General features: G+C 40.2%; 22 protein-coding genes. 20 read left to right on the top strand and 2 right to left on the bottom strand.

What is annotated here, in order from left to right; genetic code table 11:
* Positions 1-16: 16 nt before the first annotated feature.
* The 3 genes from ACVR1G_RS08670 (at position 17) to ACVR1G_RS08680 (ending at position 1,995) form a co-directional block, all read left to right on the top strand.
* Entirely contained in the window at positions 17-415 is a 399-nt protein-coding gene (locus ACVR1G_RS08670; protein WP_447452781.1) for a DUF948 domain-containing protein, read from the top strand.
* A 2-nt stretch (positions 416-417) separates the two neighbouring features.
* A complete protein-coding gene (locus ACVR1G_RS08675) occupies positions 418-849 on the top strand; it encodes a YtxH domain-containing protein (protein WP_447452782.1) in 432 nt (143 codons plus the stop codon).
* A gap of 351 nt (positions 850-1,200) precedes the next feature.
* Positions 1,201-1,995 (top strand): DUF6612 family protein, encoded by a 795-nt coding sequence (locus ACVR1G_RS08680; RefSeq protein ID WP_447452783.1) that lies wholly within the window; start codon positions 1,201-1,203, stop codon positions 1,993-1,995.
* Positions 1,996-2,142: 147 nt separating this feature from the next.
* Here ACVR1G_RS08680 and ACVR1G_RS08685 read toward each other — a convergent pair whose 3' ends face one another.
* Positions 2,143-2,439 (bottom strand): DUF3270 family protein, encoded by a 297-nt coding sequence (locus ACVR1G_RS08685; RefSeq protein WP_447452784.1) that lies wholly within the window; start codon positions 2,437-2,439, stop codon positions 2,143-2,145.
* Positions 2,440-3,048: 609 nt separating this feature from the next.
* Here ACVR1G_RS08685 and ACVR1G_RS08690 point away from each other — a divergent pair.
* From ACVR1G_RS08690 to ACVR1G_RS08760, 15 genes are all read left to right on the top strand, one after another.
* A complete protein-coding gene (locus tag ACVR1G_RS08690) occupies positions 3,049-3,978 on the top strand; it encodes a peptidase U32 family protein (RefSeq protein WP_447452785.1) in 930 nt (309 codons plus the stop codon).
* A 10-nt stretch (positions 3,979-3,988) separates the two neighbouring features.
* A complete protein-coding gene (locus tag ACVR1G_RS08695) occupies positions 3,989-4,729 on the top strand; it encodes a lysophospholipid acyltransferase family protein (RefSeq protein ID WP_447452786.1) in 741 nt (246 codons plus the stop codon).
* A 205-nt stretch (positions 4,730-4,934) separates the two neighbouring features.
* Positions 4,935-5,582 carry a helix-hairpin-helix domain-containing protein gene (locus ACVR1G_RS08700; protein WP_447452787.1) on the top strand — a complete coding sequence of 216 codons (648 nt, stop codon included), beginning with the start codon at positions 4,935-4,937 and terminating at the stop codon, positions 5,580-5,582.
* Positions 5,579-7,810 (top strand): DNA internalization-related competence protein ComEC/Rec2, encoded by a 2,232-nt coding sequence (locus ACVR1G_RS08705; protein WP_447452788.1) that lies wholly within the window; start codon positions 5,579-5,581, stop codon positions 7,808-7,810. The genes ACVR1G_RS08700 and ACVR1G_RS08705 overlap by 4 nt, the downstream gene beginning before the upstream one ends.
* A 126-nt stretch (positions 7,811-7,936) precedes the next feature.
* A complete protein-coding gene (locus ACVR1G_RS08710; protein WP_447452789.1) occupies positions 7,937-8,740 on the top strand; it encodes a DUF805 domain-containing protein in 804 nt (267 codons plus the stop codon).
* 830 nt (positions 8,741-9,570) lie between these two features.
* Positions 9,571-10,254, top strand: a complete 684-nt coding sequence (locus tag ACVR1G_RS08715) for a DUF805 domain-containing protein (RefSeq protein WP_447452790.1) — start codon at positions 9,571-9,573, stop codon at positions 10,252-10,254.
* 55 nt (positions 10,255-10,309) lie between these two features.
* The gene (gene holA, locus ACVR1G_RS08720) at positions 10,310-11,356 is read left to right on the top strand and encodes a DNA polymerase III subunit delta (protein WP_447452791.1); all 1,047 of its coding nucleotides are present in this window, start codon (positions 10,310-10,312) and stop codon (positions 11,354-11,356) included.
* A 345-nt stretch (positions 11,357-11,701) separates the two neighbouring features.
* Complete coding sequence (gene sodA / locus ACVR1G_RS08725; RefSeq protein WP_447452792.1) at positions 11,702-12,310, top strand: superoxide dismutase SodA; 609 nt, start codon at positions 11,702-11,704, stop codon at positions 12,308-12,310.
* A gap of 168 nt (positions 12,311-12,478) precedes the next feature.
* Entirely contained in the window at positions 12,479-13,519 is a 1,041-nt protein-coding gene (locus tag ACVR1G_RS08730) for a serine hydrolase (protein WP_447452816.1), read from the top strand.
* Between the two features lie 160 nt (positions 13,520-13,679).
* On the top strand, positions 13,680-14,513 hold the full coding sequence (locus ACVR1G_RS08735) for a hypothetical protein (RefSeq protein ID WP_447452793.1): 834 nt from the start codon (positions 13,680-13,682) through the stop codon (positions 14,511-14,513).
* A 605-nt stretch (positions 14,514-15,118) separates the two neighbouring features.
* Complete coding sequence (locus tag ACVR1G_RS08740) at positions 15,119-16,126, top strand: uroporphyrinogen decarboxylase family protein (RefSeq protein WP_447452794.1); 1,008 nt, start codon at positions 15,119-15,121, stop codon at positions 16,124-16,126.
* A gap of 21 nt (positions 16,127-16,147) precedes the next feature.
* A complete protein-coding gene (locus ACVR1G_RS08745) occupies positions 16,148-17,005 on the top strand; it encodes a transporter substrate-binding domain-containing protein (RefSeq protein ID WP_447452795.1) in 858 nt (285 codons plus the stop codon).
* A gap of 9 nt (positions 17,006-17,014) precedes the next feature.
* Complete coding sequence (locus ACVR1G_RS08750; RefSeq protein WP_447452796.1) at positions 17,015-17,707, top strand: amino acid ABC transporter permease; 693 nt, start codon at positions 17,015-17,017, stop codon at positions 17,705-17,707.
* A 14-nt stretch (positions 17,708-17,721) separates the two neighbouring features.
* On the top strand, positions 17,722-18,396 hold the full coding sequence (locus ACVR1G_RS08755; RefSeq protein WP_447452797.1) for an amino acid ABC transporter permease: 675 nt from the start codon (positions 17,722-17,724) through the stop codon (positions 18,394-18,396).
* Positions 18,397-18,405: 9 nt separating this feature from the next.
* Positions 18,406-19,170, top strand: coding sequence for an amino acid ABC transporter ATP-binding protein (locus tag ACVR1G_RS08760; protein WP_447452798.1), 765 nt, complete (start codon positions 18,406-18,408; stop codon positions 19,168-19,170).
* Between the two features lie 226 nt (positions 19,171-19,396).
* Here the strand turns inward: ACVR1G_RS08760 and queA are convergent, their stop codons facing one another.
* On the bottom strand, positions 19,397-20,425 hold the full coding sequence (gene queA / locus ACVR1G_RS08765; RefSeq protein WP_447452799.1) for a tRNA preQ1(34) S-adenosylmethionine ribosyltransferase-isomerase QueA: 1,029 nt from the start codon (positions 20,423-20,425) through the stop codon (positions 19,397-19,399).
* A gap of 183 nt (positions 20,426-20,608) precedes the next feature.
* Here queA and ACVR1G_RS08770 point away from each other — a divergent pair, with 183 nt between their 5' ends.
* Entirely contained in the window at positions 20,609-21,103 is a 495-nt protein-coding gene (locus ACVR1G_RS08770; protein WP_447452800.1) for a VIT1/CCC1 transporter family protein, read from the top strand.
* 204 nt (positions 21,104-21,307) lie between these two features.
* The gene (gene nagB, locus ACVR1G_RS08775) at positions 21,308-22,009 is read left to right on the top strand and encodes a glucosamine-6-phosphate deaminase (protein WP_447452801.1); all 702 of its coding nucleotides are present in this window, start codon (positions 21,308-21,310) and stop codon (positions 22,007-22,009) included.
* Positions 22,010-22,023 lie beyond the last annotated feature (14 nt).

Consider the following 22,023-nt stretch of genomic DNA (forward strand, 5'->3'; position numbering starts at 1 on the left):
AATAGAGGAGACATGTATGGTAGGATATGCACTGTTAATTATTGCCTTGGCTTTTGTTGCTCTGGTTATCTATTTAGTGATTGTTTTGCACAAGATTGCTGGAACAGTTGATGAAACTAAGCGAACAATTTCGCTGTTAACGTCGGATCTTGATGTGACCTTGCACCAAACTAATGAACTTATCAGCAAGGCTAATGTCTTGGTTGATGATGTCAATAGTAAGATGGCCACTATTGATCCCTTGTTTGAAGCTGTTGCTGATGTATCTGTCAGTGTTTCTGATCTTAATAGCCAAGCGCGGACGCTCGGTAAGAAGGCAACGAAAGCTGGCTCTAATGCAGCCAAAGCTGGGACAGCAGCAACAGTCTATCGTTTTGCTAGCAAGCTATTTAGAAAGAAAGATAAGGAGGTTTAAATATGGGTAAGGTTTTTAAAACATTAATATCGGGTGCAGTTTTAGGTGTGGCAGCTGGTTATTTCCTGTCTACGAAAAAGGGACAAGAGTTCAAGGAGAAGGCTGTTGACTTTGCAAAGGATTATAAGGATAATCCTGAAGTCTACAATCAGGCAGCTAAGGAAAAGGCTGCGGTTTATAAGGATGCAGCTCTTCATACCGTTAAAGATTATAAAGAGAAATTTGAAACAGGTGAGCTGACTAAGGATGATGTTATCGAAAATGTCAAGGATAAGGCTGTGCAGGCGAGTGAATTTGCTAACGATCAGGTTCTAGCTTTTCGAGATAAATTTGCTAAGGTGCCTAAAGAAGGTGCCTCGCAGACGCAGGCAGAAGTTGATGATATTGTTATTGACTATCCAGCAGATGATGGTGATGAGGAAACACCGGAATAAGAAATTTAAAAAGTAGATTTAAATGATGAGTGCTTCAAGCGTAGAAATTTAGCTGACGTTTGAGGTGCTTTTCTTTTTTTCCGATCGGCAAGTCAAAAGTTCATCTTGCAGTTGCAAGTGGATTTTGTCTTTCTGCTATCCACTGTAAGGGGGCGGTTGCTTCCTTTGTATGGAGAAAGCTCAAGGGCTAATAAAAGCCTAATTACTTTTAAAAAGAGACGCTAGGCCGAGTAAATTTTCTTATTGATTTTTACAATTTCTTTAAGAAATAAAAAAAGGTAATGAAAAGGTTTACAAAGTGTGCTAAACTAGAAAATGAGGGGGAATAATCCAAATAAGGAGGAGAGCCTTATGAAAAAAACTTTAAAAATTTTATGCACCATTGCTGTTAGTCTATCTTTTTTGGCAGCTTGCAATACAAAAGATATGGACAATAAGGTTTACCAAGAAAAAATGACGGTTGCCAAAGTTATTAAGAAAGCTAAAAAGGCTAATCAAGATATAGAAACAGTTCATTTTGATATGGTTCTTTCTACCCACTCCAGCAGTGGAGAGAAATCACAAAAGATGAAGGCCGATCTTGATTATGGTAGTCAGGCTAGTAAGTTGCAGCGTGCAAGAGGGGTGATTAGAACAAAGGAGAATGGTATAGAAAATTACCAAGAATTTATCATGGCTGATAAAGGCTCTATTTATTCAAGAGATAGCCAAGCTGGTTCTTGGAGTGGAGGACAGCAATCTTTTGATAACTATAATGTTGATCCGGATTATTTTGATTTCTTGGACATTGTTTATTCGATGAAGGATGATTTCAAATTAAAAGAAGGCAAAAACACCTATACCTTGGTTTTAAAGAGTCAAAATATAGATCTTGTTTCTCTTTTTAGTGAGGAGTTAAATTTGTCGTTAACTGGTTACAGTCAAGGTGACATGAAGAAAACATTTGAAGTTTCTTTTGACAAAGAAGATTTCTATCTAACAGATTTTTCGATGACTATGGCCTATAAAAAAGCTCCTAGAAGAGTAAATATAAAGGTGAAATCAACTTATTCTAAGTGGAATAAGGTTAAAAAGTCTAAGTTTGAGGCTCCAGATGATATTCTCAATGATTCCGGTAGCGTCGGTGACACAGAAGAGATTAGCTAGTGGTCTGGCAGTGCAAGATTTTGAAAGATCAAAAGTTTTTAAGGGATAAATGTTTAACATTATAGATAAGTTGGAGGCTGAAAAATCTCTTGTTGACGGCTACTAGGTAGATTTGAAACCTAAAAAAATGGTTCAACCGAACCATTTTTATTTTTTCTTCATAGATAGGACAAAAGTAGAAATCGTTGATGTGATAGCAATTCCTAGGAGGAGAGCTAGGGTAAAGGAAACAAGGGTTCCAAGCCCCAGTGCTAAAAAGAGAAAAGTTAAGAGGACAGATGAGATAGAGAAGAGGGCAATGCGGGCAAAGAACAGAAGCTCACGTAACTTGGCACTCTGAGTATCTATTTCATAAAATTCTTGGTATTTTGGTTCAGATTGATTAAGTGATTTGGATTCTTGATTATCAATATAATCAAAATCATGTTGGCGTTGGGCTGCCATAATAAACTCCTTTCGCTAAGATATAAATAAAGGGTTATTAAAAAATAGATAAATGAGGGCTCAGAGACCAGCTTACTTTTCCAATAGGAATAAATCTAGCATGCCGACAGAGCCTCCTCCCTTTTTTATACTAGCAAGATAGGTAACTTTGTTAGATTGGTAATATTCTAACATAAAATTAGAAATCTGTCACGAAATTTCAGCAATATCAAGGTTTTTTGGCTATTAAAAAAGGGAAGGAATCAATTTTTGATTAAAATTGCGACAATTCTCATCTATAAAAGGGTAAATAACTACGACTCAAGGAAAATCAAAATCAGACTGGGCAATGATCTACAGACAGCTTAAACGAGCCAGTGGATAGTTTAGATTTAACAATGATAAAGAAGCTAGTTGGTCGGATGATTTAGAACTAGCTCAGAAGGGTCCCTTTTGTGGTCTAGAATAAGCTCAGTGGAGCTGATATCATAAGTCAAAGATATATCGGGATTTTCGAAAAGCATGAAAAATGGTTGAATAGTAAGGCAATTCTGCTGTTAAACAAAAGTGTTTTTCTCCTAGCTTGCTTAGGCTTTATATCCTGTAAAAATCTGCTATAATAAGGATATTATGGAAAAAATTATTATCACAGCAACCGCAGAGAGTGTGGGACAGGCTGAAGCTTTGTTAAAAGCGGGGGTTGATCGTATTTATGTAGGTGAGAAAGCTTTTGGATTGCGACTGCCTAAAACCTTCTCAGACAAAGAATTGGAACGAATAGCCCAGTTAGTACATGAAGCAGGAAAGACATTAACAGTGGCCGTCAATGCCCTGATGCATCAGGCTATGATGGATGCCTTGCCTGAATATTTGGATTTTCTTGAAAAGATTGGTGCTGATTACATTACTGTGGGTGACGCAGGGGTACTCTATATTTGTCAACGAGATAAGCGTCCTTTTAAGATTATCTACGATGCTTCGACCATGGTTACTTCTAGTCGTCAGGTTAATTTTTGGGGCAAGGTAGCAGGTGTTTCAGAGGCTGTTTTAGCACGGGAAATTCCTTCAGCTGAACTCTTTAAGATGTCGGAGAATCTGGAGATACCGGCTGAAGTTTTGGTTTATGGCGCTAGTGTTATTCATCACTCTAAGCGCCCACTGTTGCAAAATTACTATAATTTTACTCACATTGATGATGAAAAGACGCGCCAGCGGGATCTTTTCTTATCTGAACCAAGTGACCACGACTCCCATTATTCTATCTATGAAGATAATCATGGAACACATATATTTGCCAATAATGACCTCGATTTAATGAGTAAACTGTCTGATTTAGTTGAGCATGGTTATAGACATTGGAAGTTAGATGGGATTTATACACCAGGCGATCATTTTGTGCAGATAGCTGAATATTTTACTAAGGCACGTGATTTGATAGTAACTGGTCAATGGTCATCAGATCAAGCCTTCCTTTTTGATGAGTCTATTCGTAAGCTTCACCCGGCTAATCGCAATCTAGATACAGGATTCTATGACTTTGATCCTGATTTGGTTAAGTAGGAGGATTTTTATGTTTTATGCTTATTTACGCTGGCTGGTCTCCTTTTTGGTGTGGGTAGTCAATGGTAACGCTCATTATCATAATCGTAATAATCTGCTGGATCCTCAAGAAAACTATGTCTTAGTGGCTCCTCACCGCACATGGTGGGATCCAATTTATCTTGCGTTTGCGACTAAACCTAAGCAATTTCTTTTTATGGCTAAAAAAGAACTGTTTAACAACCGTATCTTTGGCTGGTGGATTCGTATGTGCGGAGCGTTTCCGATTGACCGTGACAATCCAGGACAGGAGGCTATTAAGTATCCTGTACAAATGCTGAAGAAGAGTCAACGCTCTTTGATCATGTTTCCGAGCGGTAGTCGCCATTCAACAGATGTCAAAGGCGGTGTAGCGGTTATTGCCAAGATGGCCAAGGTCAAAATTCAGCCGGCTGTTTACAGTGGTCCTCGATCCTTTTCTGGTTTACTCAAAGGGGAGCGTATTGATATGAACTTTGGTCAACCAATTGATATTTCTGATGTTAAGCGCTTGAATGATCAGGGCATCGAGACTGTTGCTAATCGTGTCCAAACTGCTTTTCGTCAACTAGATAGCCAAAACGAAGATTATAATGACCACAAAAAACTCAATCCCCTGACCTATATTTATCGTCTGCCCTTGGGAGTAATTGCCTTTATTTTAGTTATCTTAACGATGGCTTTCAGTTACGTGGCTAGTTTTATCTGGAATCCAGAGTGGCATCGAAAATAGGAAGTGAGGCCGGACAAAAAATTCGTCCATAATCAAGATTATCCCCTCACCCTAAAGCAATCCATTTGGATTGTTTTTTATTTTACGAACTAATAAATGAAGAGGAAAACAAAATGGCAAAAGAAGATCTGTATTTATTGTTGGTATTAGTTTTGTTGGGAGTCGTCATTATGTTTCACCGATAAATCTTAAGGGGGGATGATTGATGTTTGATGATTGGATTGAGACAGTTAAAGAGCATAAAGCAGTGACTGGGTTGGTGTCAGTTTTGATCATTTTGGTGCTGGTTTTGGCTGTTAATTTGTATGGAGGAAGGCAGGCAGCAAGCTTTCCAGAGGCTGTCTCGTCTTCTGTAAGCCAGAGCAGTTCGTCTTTTGGCAGTTCTTCTGATGCTCACAAGCAAACTGATACCATTGTGGTGGATGTTAAAGGTGCTGTAAAAGCAGAAGGGGTCTATGAACTGCCGGCTGGCAGTCGAGTGACAGATGCTATCAAAAAAGCTGGTGGTTTTGCGGATAACGCTAACAAAAAGACGGTGAATCTGGCTCAAAAGCTTGATGATGAAGCCGTAGTTTATGTGGCCGCTCAAGGTGAAGAAGCGCCAGAGGTGGTGGCTAGCAGTGATAATACAGAAAAGAGCAGTCAAGCTTCTGATAATCAGGATAAGGTTAATATTAATACAGCTAGTAAGGAGGAATTGCAGACGATTTCAGGTATTGGTGAAAAACGCGCCCAAGATATTATTGACTACCGAGAAGAGCATGGTGGCTTTAAATCCCTTGATGAGCTAAAAAATATTTCAGGTATTGGCGATAAAACCTATGAAAAAATTGCACCTGAGGTAACACTATGAGTAATTTTTTCCCCTTTAAGCCAATTTATCTGGCTTTTTTACTGATTTTAATCTACTATCTAGTTGTTTTTTGGCATCCTTTGGTCGTATTGCTTTTAGCTTTTGTACTTAGTCAGCTATGGCGGCATTACAGTGTTAACATTTTCGGTTTTGTTCTTGCTGTTTTACTAGTGTTTGGTCTACTAATCTACGCCTATCAGTCAAAAATTCAGCATGACTATAGGAATACTTCTGAACGAGTTGAACAATTAACGATCGTGCCGGACACACTGTCTGTAAATGGCGATCAGTTGAGCTTCCATGCTAAGGCTTATGGTCGGACTTATCAGGCTTTTTATCGGTTAAGATCAAGACGGGAAAAAGAGTTTTACCAACATTTAACTAAGCAAGTTGTTCTGCACGTTTCTACTAAGGTGGAGAAAGCTCAAAGTCAGTGCAATTTCCATGGATTTGATTATCAATCTTATTTAAAAAATCAACAAATTTATCGGGTTGTCAATATTGAACACATTGAATCTGTTGCCTTATCTAGGCGTTTGACTGTTTATGAGCGTTTGCATGAACTGCGACGCCAAGCTTTAGTTTATTGTCAAGGCAGCTTTCCAAGTCCTATGGATCACTATATGACAGGACTTTTATTTGGCTATCTTGATAGAGACTTTGATAGAATGAGCGACATTTATACGAGTTTGGGGATCATCCATTTATTTGCGCTATCTGGTATGCAAGTTGGCTTCTTTGTGGGAACCTTTCGTAGGATCCTGTTACGGATAGGAATCCGACAGGATTGGGTAGATATATTACAGGTGCCTTTTTCTGTCTTTTATGCGGCTATGACAGGTTTTGCTGTCTCAGTGGTAAGGAGTCTGATTCAGTCTTGGCTGAAATGCTTAGGACTCCAACGTTTAGATAATATGGCCATCACTATTTTTATCATGTTCGCGCTTATGCCTCAATTTTTGCTGAGCCTCGGCGGTATTCTCAGTTTCACCTATGCATTTATTTTGGCTGTCTTTGATTTTGAGGCTTTGTCGGGGATTAAAAAATATTCAGTGCAAGGGTTTAGCCTTTCTTTGGGGATTTTACCAGTCTTGCTTTATTCCTTTTCCGCTTTTCAGCCCTTATCGGTTCCATTGACAGCTATTTTTTCTCTTCTCTTTGATACTTTATTGCTACCATTTCTCAGCCTGACCTTTTTAATCAGTCCCTTGATTAAACTGACCAGTGTCAATATCTTTTTTGTTGGCTTGGAAAAGGTAATCTCTGGTATTTATACTGTGTTAGGAAGACCGCCTATTTTTGGCAGCCCTAGTTTGTTGTTACTCCTAGCTATGATTCTAGCTCTGGCTTTTCTTCATGACTATTGGTCTAAAAAGACTATCAGGTATGCTCTGATGGTAGGCCTTTTCTTTCTTTTGGCTTGGGTCAAGCATCCTTTAGTTAACGAAGTGACTATGATTGATGTTGGGCAGGGCGATAGTATTTTTATACGGGATAGCTGGGGCAAGACCATACTAATTGATACAGGAGGCAGAGTCGATTTTGGTGAACAGGAAAATTGGCAAAAGAGAGAACTAGAGAGCAATGCAGAAAAAACAGTGATTCCTTATCTAAAAAGCAGAGGTGTGGGGAAAATTGATCAATTAGTCCTAACCCATACAGATACTGATCATATTGGAGATTTAGAGGAAGTTGCAGAAAATTTTAAAATCGGTGAGATCTTGGTTAGTCCAGGGAGTCTGACCAAGCCTTCTTTTGTAAGCCGATTGAGGCATCTTGAAGTTAATGTACGGATAGTTCAGGCCGGAGATCAACTGCCTATTATGGGCAGCCAACTAAAGGTTCTCTATCCTAATCGTATTGGCGATGGCGGTAACAATGATTCTCTTATTCTTTACGGAAGGCTTTTGAATAAAACCTTTTTATTTACAGGTGATTTGGAAACCCAAGGAGAAGCAGAGCTCTTACAAGCCTACCCTACTCTTCATGCAGATATCCTAAAAGTTGGTCACCATGGCTCCAAGGGCTCGACCAGTCAAGCTTTTTTAGAACAACTGCGAGCTGATACAGCTCTTATATCTGTCGGTCAGCACAATCGTTATAAGCATCCTAGTAAGGCAACTTTGCGACGCTTGGACAGACAGGGCATAGCAATCTACCGAACAGATAAACAGGGGGCGATTCGTTGCTATGGCTTGTGGTGCTGGTCTTTGGAAACTGTGCGATAAGGTCATTAACATAATCAGCAATTGTGGAGTTTTTATGATTCTTTCTATATTTCCTTTCCCCTAAGTTTGTAATTAACCTTAAATTATGCTATCCTAGTAGGTAATCATTTATTTAGGAGATAGCCTATGTTTACAGCTTATACTAACTTTTGGAAACAGTATGTTGACTTTAAAGGGCGTGCCAAGCCTTCAGAATTTTGGTGGCCTTTTCTCTTTAATAATCTAGTGAGGTTAGGCTTTTATTTAATTTTTATCATTGATTTAGTACTGCCTTTCAGCCGTCGTGTAGCAGAAATGCAGGAAAGTGCTTTATCAACAGAAGGAATATCTATTTGGACAGATATCTCTCCTGTTGTCGTTGTTACTCTAATTCTTTGGCTTATCTTTGAACTAGCTATTTTAGTGCCTAGTTTGGCAATTGGTGTTCGCCGTCTTCGTGATGCAGCCTTTCATTGGACATTTATCTTTTTATACGGTGCAGCTTTGCTGATTAGTTTAATCCCGCTCGGTTGGGTCTTAGCTATTCCTTTGACCATTGCGAGCATTGTACTTTGGGCTTTTCCAAGTCGTGAAAAGAAACCAAAAGCTAACTCTTTCTATAATCAGGCTGCCGTACAATTTGTAACAACACCGCAAGCTGCTCAAGCGTTGACCAATGGTCAGCAAGTACCTGTACAGCCACAGCAGTTCAATGCGAGCCAGCCTGGTCAAACTGTACCACAAGGTCAGCCGTTTCAGAATCCATTTGGTCAGCCTGCACCGCAAGCTCCTGTGATGCCTCAAAATCCTAATATTCCTCAAGGGGATGGCTTTGCACCAGCTCAACAGATCAATCCCCAGATGCCTCAACAGCCACAAACTCAAGCACCGCAAGTGCAAGATGAGTCTTCTCAGCAAAATTCAAATAATTTCACAAATACGCCACAGTAAAAACTTTATTTGCTGAGCTTTTATGAGATTATCAATTCGTGTATAAACTTTACGTAATAATAGGAGTGCCCACCTAGTTGGTGGGGCTTTTTAATTAGTTATTTATGTCTCTAACTCGGCCTTCTATATGAGGCGATATAATAGTGGTTAATGGCTACAAACAGTTGAATATCAGGCTTCAGACAAAAGCGGTGGAGGATATTAATATTAGTTTAGGTGCCTAATTCTTACCTTTTCTGTTCACTTGGTACGGATGATTTTCAAAGGTGGGCAGTTAGACCGTAAGGCAGGGCTCTAGGATTTTCTTGACTGTGCTCTCCAGCTTATCTCCAAGAATCTTTAAGGGAGAGTGGTCAGTCTTTACACCGTGCTGGTTAAGTGCAAGCTGGGTATACTAAGGCCACTCCTCAGTAATTTCAGGGGTAAGCTTCTCAATCCTTTTACACTCTTTATCAACAAGTTCAAGGTTTCCAAGTACAAGTCCCTCAACCGCCTCGCCGGACTAATACTCAGCCCGTCTCTACTCCTAGTCAGCTCTTGTACTAGCAGCCAGCAGGGAATCTAGCTGCTCAACCGTAGCAAGCAAATTAAAAGTTTCAAGGATTTGTTCCTGACGTTGGAATGGCTAAAAGGCAGTACGGACGGGGGAGGAGATTTCTAGCAAGGATCAGTTTCAGGATCAACAGATGGGTGGGTAAGCCCATCAGCCACAAAATCCTACCAATATTCCCCAATAAATCTCATGAGACAATTTTCGTGAAGACTGTCCTGTTTGACAGGTTTTAAGTTTTAGTTTAAAATAAGCTTTAATAAGAAAAAGGAGTTATTTCATGCTTGAAGCATATAAGAATTATTGGAAACAGTATACCGATTTTAGCGGTATCACAAATCGCCCTGGATTTTGGTGGGTCTACTTGATGAATGCCCTTATTATCTTCGGTTTTTGGCTTATTACTATTTTTATGCTGGCTCTTGTCTTCTCAGCTAGTGGAACAGCTGGTGTTGGATTTAGTATTTTATTCTGGTTACTGTGGCTAGCTTGGGTGGTGGCTAATATTGTGCCTTGGATAGCTATCACAGTTCGTCGTCTGCGCGATGCCGGTTATGACTGGCCTTGGATTTTTATTGCCTTTGTTCCAGGGGTTGGAAGTATTGCCTTAATTGTCTTGCTCTGTATGCCGTCTAAGGTTATGGCATTTGGAAATTATCAGCAGTATCAACAGTATCAGCAATATCCTAATCAGGGTGCTCCGACGACCGGTTTTCAGCAACCGAATCCGATGAATCAGTCCTTTAATGCCCAAGCGCAGCAACCGATGACTGGCGGTCAACCAATGAATCCTGACTTCCCACCTCAAGGTCAGTTTACTGCTGCTCAGCCACAGGCACCGCAACAGCCTCTTCAGGGAGCTGCTGTCCAGCCAGAAGCTGTTCAAGAAGCGACAAGTACAGCACCGACGACGCAATCACAAAATATGTCCGAATCTGGTTATACAGAAAGTCCATTTCAATAAGCAGCAGGGAACGGTTTGGCCTTAGGCCGAATCGTTTTTATGATATAATAACGTTATGATTGCAATTGAAGAAGTTGAAGGGTTAACTAAGGAAAAGTTGCCTTTGATTACCCTAGTGACAGGAAGTGACTCAGGACAATATAGTCACCTCAAGCAGCTATTTTTGGAACGAGTGAGGTTTGATGCCAGTGATTTAACCTTTTCTTATTTTGATTTTCCTGAGAATAGATTTGCAGAAGCTCAAATGGACTTGGAAAGTCTGCCTTTCTTTTCGGATGAGAAGATTGTTATTTTTGATAATCTTTTAGATATCACGACTGCTAAAAAGTCTTACTTAGATGAGAAAGAAGTAAAAATGTTGGAAGCCTATTTGGCTAATCCTGTAGAGACGACACGTCTGGTTATCTTTGCTCCTGGGAAATTAGACGGTAAGCGTCGGTTGGCCAAATTGCTTAAACGTGAGGCCAAAATTTTTGAAGCAGCGGAACTTAAGGAAGCAGAATTGCGCACTTACTTTCAAAAGTTAGCCCATAAAGAAGGACTGGTTTTTGAAAGTGGTGCTTTTGAAGAACTTCTGGTTAAATCTAGCTTTAATTTTAGTGATATTCAAAAGAATTTGGTCTTCCTGAAAGACTACAAAGCAGACGGGCGTATCAGTGTTCAGGATATTAATGAAGCTATTCCAAAGACACTGCAGGATAATATCTTTGATTTGACTCAGTTTATCTTAAATGACCGCATAGATGAAGCACGTGATCTGGTTCACGATTTGCGCCTTCAGGGGGAAGATGAAATCAAACTGATTGCGATCATGATAGGGCAGTTTCGCCTTTTTACTCAGGTCAAAATTCTCAGTCAGGAGGGTAAGAATGAGTCGGCTATGGTGAGCAGGTTATCTGAACTTTTGGGGCGCAAAATCAATCCCTACCAAGTGAAATTTGCTGTGCGAGACAGCAGGAATTTGAATCTGTCTTTCCTTAAAAATTCTTTGGAACTCCTAATTAAGGCAGATTATGATATTAAGCAAGGAAAACTGGATAAGGAGTATCTCTTCGATTTAGTCTTGCTTAAAATAGCGCATGAAAGACAGGATTTATCCTAGTAGTACCCTGGTGCGAAAACATACTGATAGGGCAAACAGATTAGTCGATGCTATTAGGTAATGCTCCTTAAGGTTAACAAAGAGGTGCAATAGAATAGATCTTGAAAAATTTTTTCTTCCAGCTTTGCTGAGATAGTCTGCATATGGACACAGGTCTTGATAGCTTTTCAATATAAGCTATAACACCACTTACCCCATCCATACAAGAATGAAAATTCTATATCCTCGCTAAGTAAAAAGAGAGAGTGAGAACACAGTAGTAAATTTGAAAAGTAAGCAAATTTCTTGAAAGCTCTACCACTTTCCTATAGAATGGGGATATCAAAAAGAAAAGGGGAAACCTATATGGCCGTTATTTTACCTGATCTTCCATATGCCTATGATGCTTTGGAACCCTATATCGATGCTGAAACAATGACTCTCCACCATGATAAACATCATGCCACCTATGTAGCTAATGCGAATGCAGCTCTGGAAAAACATCCAGAAATTGGTGAGGACTTGGAAGCTCTCTTATCAAATGTTGAAGCGATTCCAGCTGATGTTCGACAAGCGCTTATCAACAATGGCGGTGGCCACCTTAATCATGCTTTATTCTGGGAATTGTTGTCGCCTGAAAAGACTGAAATCACATCCGAGGTCGCTGCCGCTATTGACGAAGCTTTTGGCTCCTTTGCCACTTTTAAAGAGGCCTTTACAGCAGCGGCGACTGGCCGGTTTGGTTCGGGCTGGGCTTGGCTGGTTGTTAATGGTGATGGAAAGCTTGAAGTGACCTCAACAGCTAATCAAGATACACCAATTATGGAAGGTAAGAAACCTATTCTTGCACTTGATGTTTGGGAACACGCTTATTATTTGAGTTACCGCAATGTGCGACCAAATTATATTAAGGCCTTTTTTGAAATTATCAATTGGAATAAGGTCTCTGAACTCTACGCAGCAGCTACAAAATAAGTTACCGTTGCTTAAATGTGGAGCGTTCTTTTACAAGAAGAACGTTCTTTTTATTTTTGACTCGCTTGATGAGGGATAAAAGATGGGAAGTTGTAAAAAAATTGTTGAAAATAGTAGATTTAGCTTGCAAAAACTCAATTTTCCCTTAAAATAATAGTGATGGAAGTTATATCAAAAAGAATTACTATAGTATTAAGTATTATTCTGCTTATTGTTCTAGGTATTCTAGGCAGTTTTTATTTGCGAGATAGTTGGAAAGCAGCTAGGCAGCAGGCCGACCAAACGTCTGGTTCCAGCCGAGGCAACCAGAAGGAAGAAAAGGTGATGCCGCGCAATAAATCTGCCGAGGAAAAACAGGCTGTCATGATGGCGGATGCTGATCACATGAATGCTTTGGGACTTTATTACGACTATGCTAATATGAGTTTGAATGATACCATTAACACCTTTTTAGCTGAGCAAGGGATTGATCCGTCACAGGTAGCTTTTTCTTATAAAAATCCTGCAACCAATGAAAGCTTCTCGATGAACGATACTGAGCTTATGACGGCAGGATCGACTTATAAGCTTCCTTTAAATATGCTAGTGGTTGATGCTGTGCAAGACGGCCAGTTTAATTATGACCAGCGTTTCGATATCACACAGTTGGATTATGAATACCAAGGTGAGCATGACGCTTATGTCAATAATTATGGCGGTAGTATGAGTATCCCAGAAATGCAGTATGGTTCTTTGGTAGTATCAGAAAATACACCAGCATATGGCTTAGCTAGCTTGCTGGGCGGTGTTGAAAAAGCCTACAGTATGTATACGCGTTACGGTAAGTCGAATAATCCTGATGTACCAGCCTTCCAATACCAAGGTAATAAAACAACAACAAGCTATTATATTCAGGTTTTGGATTATCTCTATAAGAATCAGGAGAAGTATAAAGATATTTTAAACTATTTGGGAGAGTCCTTTCCGGATGAATATTATAAAACCTATCTGCCAAGTGATTTAACGATTTATCAAAAGCCAGGCTATGTTAGAGAGGCGCTCAATGTCGATGCTATTGTCATGGAGTCTAGTCCTTATCTTATTGCTATCTACACACGTTACCTAGGTGGTTCTAGCGAAAGCAGTTCAGAAATCAATGGTTATGGCTATAGCCAGCTGGCTATGTTGACTTATGTCATTAATGAGTGGCACAGGGTCAATATGAATTAGCCCTTTTCTTGTTTTATCTCAAAAAGATTTCAAGTCTCCCCTTGTTTATGGTATAATGGAAGCAATTTTGAATCAATGATAGTGCTGAGCTCATTATTTCCAGCCAAATTTTCGTCAAGCGAATCGGCTGGCCCTTAGTATCTTAATAAAAGGAGATAATATGTTGACATCTTACCGTGAAGGCCAATTAGATGATATTAAACAGAGAATGTATACTTATTTAACGCTGGTACGCAACTGGTTTCTTCTCTTTTTACTCTTGTTCGTAGCAGCTCTTGTTTACTGGTTTATGTATCCTAAAAATATTATGGGAGCCGCTTTTAGCTTGATTAGCTTTTTACCGCTTTTGGCTTTAGGGGTCCAGTATGTACGTGAAAATAACATCTATCGCAAGGAAGCATCTGCTATTCTCAATCAAGATCTTGACTTGGAAAAGTATGCCCAAATTTTGGACTATGAAACCTTGGTAACTGTGAAGTTTCAAACGAATTGGGATCGAATCATTATTCGTAAGGCTGAGCTGGCTTGGTTGCAAGGGAATTTTGAAGAGACTAATAAATTTCTTGAAATGGTTAACCCCTTGAAGGTTCGAGTATCACCTAAGGAGCGGACGCCGCTTTTGTTGACTTACTATTTGGTTGAATTTGCGACTGGGCTCTTTGAAGGAAAAGAGGTAGATCTTCAAAATTATTTGTCTAGGGTAGAGGAATTGGTGGTTCAAAATGATGCCGAGGCCACACAAAAGACTTATACTCAGCAGATTCTCAGCTTGATGAACAGCGTATTAAAGGATAAAGAGGCTGTTAGTGATTTTGATGATATCCCCGTTAACTATAAGCTTGAAGAAGTACTTCGGGACTATCTCTTGGCAGAAAATGCTCGATTGGCAGAGGATAAAGATATTGCTAAAAAGCTTTTTAAAAAGGTTTCTCAGGAAGAAAAGTCCCTTTACCTTGTCAAACAGGCCAAGGCAGCTGTGAAACAAATGAAATAAAAATATCATTAATTATTGATTATTTAGCTGAGTTATTTTATTTGGAAGGATAGTAGTTAATATTTAAGAGAGGAGTTGAGTTTGGCTCAGCTCTTTTTTGTGTTACTTATGGAATCGATAGCAACTGTAATCAAGTTATGTTAAACGGTTATAGTAGATATTAAGATGAATGGTTGGACTGCCAATAATTCTTAGGCTTTTATGGAAAATCGTTGCACTTAGTTTGGCCATCGTCCGATAAACCATAAGAAAAATTTATAGTCAACAATAATAAAAATAGATTAGGCAGATGTCTTTGGAGATGGTAAGATAAGAGCAAGTTTTATGGGAAGTAACAATATCTCTTCTTGTTTTTGCCATATAAGTAAGACATTTTAGAGCAAATGTTGTTCTCATTTTAAATGATTGTAATTCTTACTGGGGCTAGGCTAATCACTGTGCTGAATGCTTTACCAGATGTATGAGCTAGTGAAGATGATGACTGGTACAGACTGGATGTCTTCAGGGGAATTTGCTTTAGAACCATGGCATAGATTGTTTTATTTCCTATTTTTCTTTAAAACGTTCAAGGGATTCGCATTTTATTTAGATAAGGAGATGAGCTTATGACTGATAGTAAAAAGGAATGGGTTTTAAAGGCTTTTCGTGGAGAGGCTGTGGATAGAGTGCCAGTTGGCTTTTGGTATCATTTTTTGCCAGAAGAGGAATTAGGACAAGGGCTTAACAGTCGCACGCTTTTTAATAAGAATCTTGAAGGGCATCGTCAATTTATCAAGGACGTTAATCCTGATTTTATCAAAATTATGAGTGATGGTTTTTTCACTTACCCTAACCCCCTGATTACTACGGATGTCTCTTCTGTCCAAGAATTAGCTGATATCCATTCTATCGGCGAGGATCATCCTTGGTTTGAACAGCAGGTAGAGTTAGTTAAAGCGATTAAGAATAGTTTCACAGAGGATATTGTTGCGATTTATAATATTTTTGCTCCTGTGACTTACCTTAAATGGCAGTTGGCTGGTCAGATAGCAAGCGGAGATACCATTATTGCGAATTTGCTGCAAGAAGATGCATCAACCTTGAAAAAAGTACTGGATACCATTGCCGAAGATATTGCTATTCTCGTCAGAAAAATCATTACCGAAGCTAATATTGAAGGGATTTATCTCAGTGTACAATCTATTCAGGATGACAGGGTCTCTGCTGAGGACTATCGGAACTATATAGCTCCTAGCGATTTGAGGATTCTTGAGGCAGCCCGTCAGGCTGATGGCTTAAGTGTTCTTCATATCTGTGGCTATGAAGGGGCCAGTAACGATATTCGGTCCTTTAAGGATTACCCGGCGCAGGTTTACAACTGGGCAGTAGGTCCAGAAGGAGTTAGTCTGTCTCAGGGACGTGAACTCTTTGGTGGGAAAACGGTTTTAGGCGGCTTTGTCAATACTAAAGAAGGCCTGCTCTATCGTGGCAGTAAAGAGGAAGTGCAAGCACACGTGAGAGACCTGCTGCAAGAAGCAGGTACAAGGGCTACTGTTATTGGTGCGGATTGTACAATTCCCAGTGATATTGCCGCTGAGCGTATCGCTTGGGTAAGAGAAGCCGCTGCGCAGTAAAGATAAAGTGGAGGTAAATGGATGGTACAGAAAAAATGGTTTGTGATTGGGGGAATCCTTGTTTTACTGATTGGTGGTACCTTTATTGGCCGTCAGCTTGCTGGAGATGGTGCCGCTAATGGTAAAGTAACTACCTTAAAAGTGGCTCATACACAAAATTATGCGCCCTATGATTATGTTAATGACGAGGGTAAGCATACAGGCTATGAAGTTGACGTTCTAAAAGCCATTGATAAGAAACTGCCCCAGTATAAGTTTAAATACACTGGGACGAGCGATGAAGATTTGTTGATTGGCTTGGAATCTGGAAAGTACGATATCGGGACAAAGGGGGCCTGGTATACGAAGGAGCGGGCTGAAAAATTTATTATTCCTAAAGATGCAATTGGTGCTAGTGTCATCGGTTTTACGATTCGTAAGGACGATAAAGAAAAATTCAAAGACATTAATTCTTTTGCCCAATCCAGTGGTAAACTGGTTCCTATTTCCCCTCAAAATGCTCAGTGGAATGTGATTGAAGACTATAACAAGGATCATAAGGACAGTCCAATAGACCTCAAAGCAGCTGAGAGCTTTACCATGGCAGATGCCTATGCTTGGGTACTGGAAGGGCGCTATGATGCCTATTTTGATATAAAGTTATCCTTTGAGCAGGCGGTTAAGGACAAAGACGGTGCCTACCACAAATATGCTGATCAGTTGACCTGGGTTCCATACAAAGGTATTGAGACCTATCCTTTAATTCATCGCAATAAATCTAATAAAAAATTTGTTAAAGAGTATGCTAAAGCTGTTAAAGAATTAGAAAAGGACGGTACTCTGGCTAAATTATCAAAGAAATATTTTGGAGAAGATGTCTTTAATTACGTGACAAAATAAGGAGGAGCCATGGTTTCTTATACGCCATCCTATATTTTTAAGTTTCTGCCAACGATTTTGTCTGCTTTACCTCTGACCTTGTGGGTTATTACCCTGACAGTGTTCTTGGGGACGCTTCTGGGAGCCGGTTTGACTTGGGCACAGGTCGTACCTGATATGGGGCTGGCACGCATTGCTAGAGGGTATGTTTTCGCCTTGCGCTGTACGCCGCCCATTGTCTTACTCTTTTTAGTTTTTTATGGCCTGCCTGAATTTTTGGTTTGGTGGCTCCATTTGGATGTTGATAGCTGGTCACGAACTATTTTTGTTGTAGTGACCATGGTTTTACTCTTTGCTGCTTCTATATCAGAAGTTTTTAAAGCAGCCTATTTAGCAGTCCCTAAAGGACAGCTGGAAGCTGGATTAAGTATCGGTTTAACTGGCTATCAGACTTTCCGCCGCATCTTGTTACCGCAGATTTTTAGAATTGCGCTTCCCAATATTACAACGGCTATTTTGAATTTGATGAAAGATGCAGCCCTAGCCTACACTATCGGTTTGGTAGATGTTATGGGAGCGGGAAATTTGCTGATCAGTCGTAATTTGGGAAATTATTCGCTGGAAACCTATACAGCGGTAGCTCTTATTTATTGGGGGCTTGCTCTGATTTTATCAGTAGCCTCTCACTTGATGGAACATCGTCTGGATAGGGGCAATGCTTAGACCTAGGAGGGATCATGGATTTTAGCTATATTCTTCATACATTTTTACTCTCCTTAAGAGGTGTTCCCGTTACCTTGGCGATTATGGCTGTTTCTATTCTGTTGAGTTTTTTTCCAGCTCTTTTGTTGGCATTGGGAAGAATCTACAGAGTAAAAGGAGTAACAGCTTTTTCTGTAGTCTACTTGGCTTTTATTCGAGCAACACCTCCCATACTGCTAATCTTATTCTTCTATAGCCTTTTACCCAGTGTCTTAAATGCGATTTTAAAATCAGGTGGATTTGATATCTTTAAGCTCAATCCCATTTATTATGCCTTTATCATTTTTAGTCTGATGACAACGGGAACCTTGTCGGAGATTTTACGTTCCGCTATCTTAACGGTTGATAAAGGACAGCTAGAAGCCGCTCAGTCGATTGGTTTGACGACAAGTCAGAGTTATATCAGAATTGTTTTTCCTCAAGCCCTGAGAAATGCTCTTCCGAATCTTTGCAATTTGGTTATCAATATTGTTAAAGGAACATCCTTGGTCTTTGTTATGACAGTTAAGGATATCACAGCGATTGCTAAGGTGGAAGCGGCCCATGGCTATCAGTATTTTGAGTCCTACTTAGTTATTTTTATCATTTATCTTATCATCTGTGGGGTGATTCAGTGGGGCTTTTCAGCCTTAGAAAAGCGGTTTGCTTAAGGAGATATTATGTTAGATATTAGAAATTTATCAAAGCAGTTTGGGGATAAGACCGTCCTTGATAATGTTAGTTTGCAGGTCAATAAGGGAGATGTTGTTGTTATCTTGGGTCCCAGTGGTTCAGGAAAGACCACCTTTTTGCGCTGCCTCAATCATCTGGAAAAGGCTGATCAAGGGGAACTTGTCCTAGATAACCGGTCCTATAATCTGGAAAATTTAAATCGGAAGGATATTCTAACTATCCGCCAAAAAACAGCCTTTGTTTTTCAACACTATAATCTCTTTGCCAATAAGACGGCTATGGAAAATATTTTAGAGGGACTTGTAATTGCAAGAAAAATTCCTAGGGAAGAGGCAGAGCCAATAGCTTTAAAAGCCTTGGAAAAAGTGGGGCTGCTGAGCCAAAAAGATTATTACCCCAATCAGCTATCTGGTGGTCAGCAGCAGCGTATTGGTATTGCGCGTGCTATTGCTGTCAAGCCTGATGTTATCTTTTTTGATGAGCCGACATCGGCTCTGGATCCGGAGCTGATTGGTGATGTTCTGGGTGTTATGAAACAGTTAGCGCAAGAAGGTATTACCATGATTGTGGTGACGCATGAAATGAGTTTTGCTAGGGATGTCGCCAACCATGTGGTCTTTATGGATGGGGGTCATATTATTGAATCAGCTCCGCCTCAGGAATTTTTCTCTGCACCGAAGGAGGAGCGGACACGCCGCTTTTTGGCACGCATTCTATCAGACGATGCTTATGCTGTTGATTATATTATCTAGTCAAAATTACGGCTTATAGACGGAAGTCATTTAAAATAAATCCAGTTCTATTAGTTCTATTTCTGGGTGGCCTAAACAACTAAAGCACTGGGTTCTCGTTTATCACCGAACTTGGCGCCCTTGATAACAACGATAAAAAAAGAAAGAGTCACAGATCGACCACTTAAAACCATCGTTAGCACTTTTAGGTAACGATAGAAGAGAGGTGGAATCTGCGGCTCTTTTACTATTTAACAAACATGGCATCGCCGAAACTAAAGAAGCGGTAGCCTTCCTCAATGGCATGCTGGTAGGCATCGAGGACAAATTTACGACCGGCGAAAGCAGACACCAGCATGACAAGTGTTGATTTGGGGAGGTGAAAATTAGTAGAGAAAGCGTCAACGATTTTGAATTGGTAGCCGGGTTTGATAAAAATATTGGTCCAGCCAGAGTCAGCTTGAATAGTGCCCCCAAATTTATTCCCAATGGTTTCCAAGGTACGGATGGATGTAGTGCCCACGGCAACGATACGTTTACCTGCTGCTTTTACCTCACGTAAGGTTTGTGCTGCATCATCGGATAGACTGTAAAATTCTGAGTGCATATCATGCTCTTCGATATTGTCAACGGCAACAGGCCTAAATGTCCCCAGTCCAACATGCAGTGTTAGATAAACAAGTTTTACACCTTTATTCTCAATCTTCTGGAGGAGCTCCTTGGTGAAATGCAGACCAGCAGTAGGTGCAGCAGCAGAACCGTTCTCTTTAGCATAGACAGTTTGGTAGCGCTCCTTGTCTCCTAATTTTTCGTGGATATAGGGTGGTAGGGGCATCTCGCCCAAACTTTCCAAAACTTCAAGGAAGATACCTTGGTAGTGGAATTCGGCGATACGCCCGCCGTGCTCTAATTCCTCACGAATGGTTGCTGTGAGACGACCGTCGCCAAAACTAACCTTGGTTCCTACCTTTAGTCGCTTGGCTGGTTTAGCAAGGACTTCCCACTGATCACCTTGAGTATTTTTGAGCAAAAGAAACTCTACATGCCCGTGGGTTTCTGATTTTTCACCATAGAGCCGGGCTGGAAGAACACGTGTGTTGTTCATAACCAGCGCATCACCAGGATCTAGCTCATCTAAGATGTGGTCAAAGCGAGTATCTGTCATCATATGTGTTTGTCGGTCAATGACTAGTAGTTTTGAGCTGTCGCGTTTTTCCAAGGGGGTCTGAGCAATGAGTTCTTCAGGTAAAGTAAAATCAAAATCATCTGTGTGCATGGCTTATCTTCTTTCTGTTAATTATCAGCTTTCCTATTATATCATGAGAGAGGATTTAGGGCACCTTTATTTTTGTCTTCAATATCTGACTCCCTTTAACCCTTAATTGTAATGATTATTAATAAGTGCTATAATAAGGATAGTAATTAGAATAGTTATAAATAAGGAATTAGGGTGCTGATTATGCTGAATTTACGACATTATGCCAAGTCCATTGTTTATGGAGGTCTGGATGGGATTGTGACTACCTTTGCAGTTGTAGCAGGTGCTGTTGGTGGTCGTCTTGGAACGATGGCTATTGTGATTATGGGTTTTTCCAATTTGTTAGCAGATGGCTTTTCCATGGCGGTTGGTGATTACTTAAGTTCAACGACTGAAACACAGACCGACAGTAAGCAAGCTCTTAAAAATGCTCTTGCGACCTTTTTATCTTTCAATATTTTTGGCCTCTTTCCTTTAGTTTCTTATCTCCTCGTCAATCGTTTGAGTGTCTTTAGAGGCTATACTTTCTGGGTAGCCTGCCTACTGGTCACGGTCGCTCTGATTCTGTTGGGTCTTGTTAAGGGAAGTATTACAAACCAAGGATGGTATAAAGAAGTATTTAGGACGGTTGCGGTTGGTCTTGTGGCAACCTTGGTTGCCTATTATATTGGTTATCTCTTGGGTGGTTTGGTTTAGGAGAGCTAGTTGTAAGAGAGGCACTAAGCAGCTGGCTAAGGGATTTGCTTTAATCGCACTGGAAGGGACTTATTGGTTGCAATTGATAGTTTGGTATAGTTGACAGGATAATTTTTAATCACCTTCGGAGGGTGGTTTTATTTTATTTCTGACCCTTGACAAAAATTGGTATAGACCATATACTAATAGTAAGGAGGGATAGCGATGAATATTAAGATAGTTGCTTCACAGGAAGATGGCGCTCAATATGCCTTAGGCTTGGTAAAAGAAAAATTAGCACAAGGTGCCAGAGTCTTGGGCCTAGCGACAGGGAGTTCACCAGAGGCTTTCTACAAAGCGTTAGCTGCCAGTGACCTTGACCTATCACAGGTGACCTCTATTAATTTGGATGAGTATGTTGGTCTGGCCCCTGAGGATCCGAGATCCTATCATTATTTTATGAAAGATCAACTCTTTGATCACAAGAATGTAAAAGAGCATTTTCTGCCAGATGGCCAAGCGGAAAATTTGGAAGCGGCAGCGGCGGATTATGAGGACTTGATCGCTGATCATGGTATTGATATACAGATTTTAGGTATCGGTCGCAATGGACACATTGGTTTTAATGAACCAGGAACACCATTTAACAGTAGGACACATGTGGTTGATTTAACACCAAGTACGATTGAGGCTAATAGTCGATTTTTTGCAAGGCCAGAGGATGTGCCAACTCAGGCGGTCTCAATGGGAATTGCTTCTATCATGTCAGCTAAGAGCATTATTCTTTTTGCCTATAGTCAAGATAAAGCGGAGGCAGTCTCGCAGATGATCAATGGGCCAGTGACTGAAGCCTTACCAGCCAGCGTTCTACAGGAACATCCGGATGTTACCGTCATTTTGGATCAAGAAGCTGCCTGTAAGTTATGAGACAAAAGTAAGGA

The sequence above is a fragment of the Streptococcus dentasini genome (genome assembly GCF_053206945.1).

Excerpts from the sequence above, each read along its gene's own strand:
- ACVR1G_RS08690 (WP_447452785.1), top strand. The coding sequence starts at position 3,049 with ATGGAAAAAATTATTATCACAGCAACCGCAGAGAGTGTGGGACAGGCT.
- ACVR1G_RS08735 (WP_447452793.1), top strand. The coding sequence starts at position 13,680 with ATGTTGACATCTTACCGTGAAGGCCAATTAGATGATATTAAACAGAGA.
- ACVR1G_RS08705 (WP_447452788.1), top strand. The coding sequence starts at position 5,579 with ATGAGTAATTTTTTCCCCTTTAAGCCAATTTATCTGGCTTTTTTACTG.
- ACVR1G_RS08750 (WP_447452796.1), top strand. The coding sequence starts at position 17,015 with ATGGTTTCTTATACGCCATCCTATATTTTTAAGTTTCTGCCAACGATT.
- nagB (WP_447452801.1), top strand. The coding sequence starts at position 21,308 with ATGAATATTAAGATAGTTGCTTCACAGGAAGATGGCGCTCAATATGCC.
- ACVR1G_RS08675 (WP_447452782.1), top strand. The coding sequence starts at position 418 with ATGGGTAAGGTTTTTAAAACATTAATATCGGGTGCAGTTTTAGGTGTG.
- holA (WP_447452791.1), top strand. The coding sequence starts at position 10,310 with ATGATTGCAATTGAAGAAGTTGAAGGGTTAACTAAGGAAAAGTTGCCT.
- ACVR1G_RS08670 (WP_447452781.1), top strand. The coding sequence starts at position 17 with ATGGTAGGATATGCACTGTTAATTATTGCCTTGGCTTTTGTTGCTCTG.
- ACVR1G_RS08740 (WP_447452794.1), top strand. The coding sequence starts at position 15,119 with ATGACTGATAGTAAAAAGGAATGGGTTTTAAAGGCTTTTCGTGGAGAG.
- ACVR1G_RS08715 (WP_447452790.1), top strand. The coding sequence starts at position 9,571 with ATGCTTGAAGCATATAAGAATTATTGGAAACAGTATACCGATTTTAGC.
- ACVR1G_RS08760 (WP_447452798.1), top strand. The coding sequence starts at position 18,406 with ATGTTAGATATTAGAAATTTATCAAAGCAGTTTGGGGATAAGACCGTC.
- ACVR1G_RS08755 (WP_447452797.1), top strand. The coding sequence starts at position 17,722 with ATGGATTTTAGCTATATTCTTCATACATTTTTACTCTCCTTAAGAGGT.
- ACVR1G_RS08685 (WP_447452784.1), bottom strand. The coding sequence starts at position 2,439 with ATGGCAGCCCAACGCCAACATGATTTTGATTATATTGATAATCAAGAA.
- ACVR1G_RS08710 (WP_447452789.1), top strand. The coding sequence starts at position 7,937 with ATGTTTACAGCTTATACTAACTTTTGGAAACAGTATGTTGACTTTAAA.
- ACVR1G_RS08680 (WP_447452783.1), top strand. The coding sequence starts at position 1,201 with ATGAAAAAAACTTTAAAAATTTTATGCACCATTGCTGTTAGTCTATCT.
- ACVR1G_RS08745 (WP_447452795.1), top strand. The coding sequence starts at position 16,148 with ATGGTACAGAAAAAATGGTTTGTGATTGGGGGAATCCTTGTTTTACTG.
- ACVR1G_RS08695 (WP_447452786.1), top strand. The coding sequence starts at position 3,989 with ATGTTTTATGCTTATTTACGCTGGCTGGTCTCCTTTTTGGTGTGGGTA.
- ACVR1G_RS08770 (WP_447452800.1), top strand. The coding sequence starts at position 20,609 with ATGCTGAATTTACGACATTATGCCAAGTCCATTGTTTATGGAGGTCTG.
- ACVR1G_RS08700 (WP_447452787.1), top strand. The coding sequence starts at position 4,935 with ATGTTTGATGATTGGATTGAGACAGTTAAAGAGCATAAAGCAGTGACT.
- queA (WP_447452799.1), bottom strand. The coding sequence starts at position 20,425 with ATGCACACAGATGATTTTGATTTTACTTTACCTGAAGAACTCATTGCT.
- sodA (WP_447452792.1), top strand. The coding sequence starts at position 11,702 with ATGGCCGTTATTTTACCTGATCTTCCATATGCCTATGATGCTTTGGAA.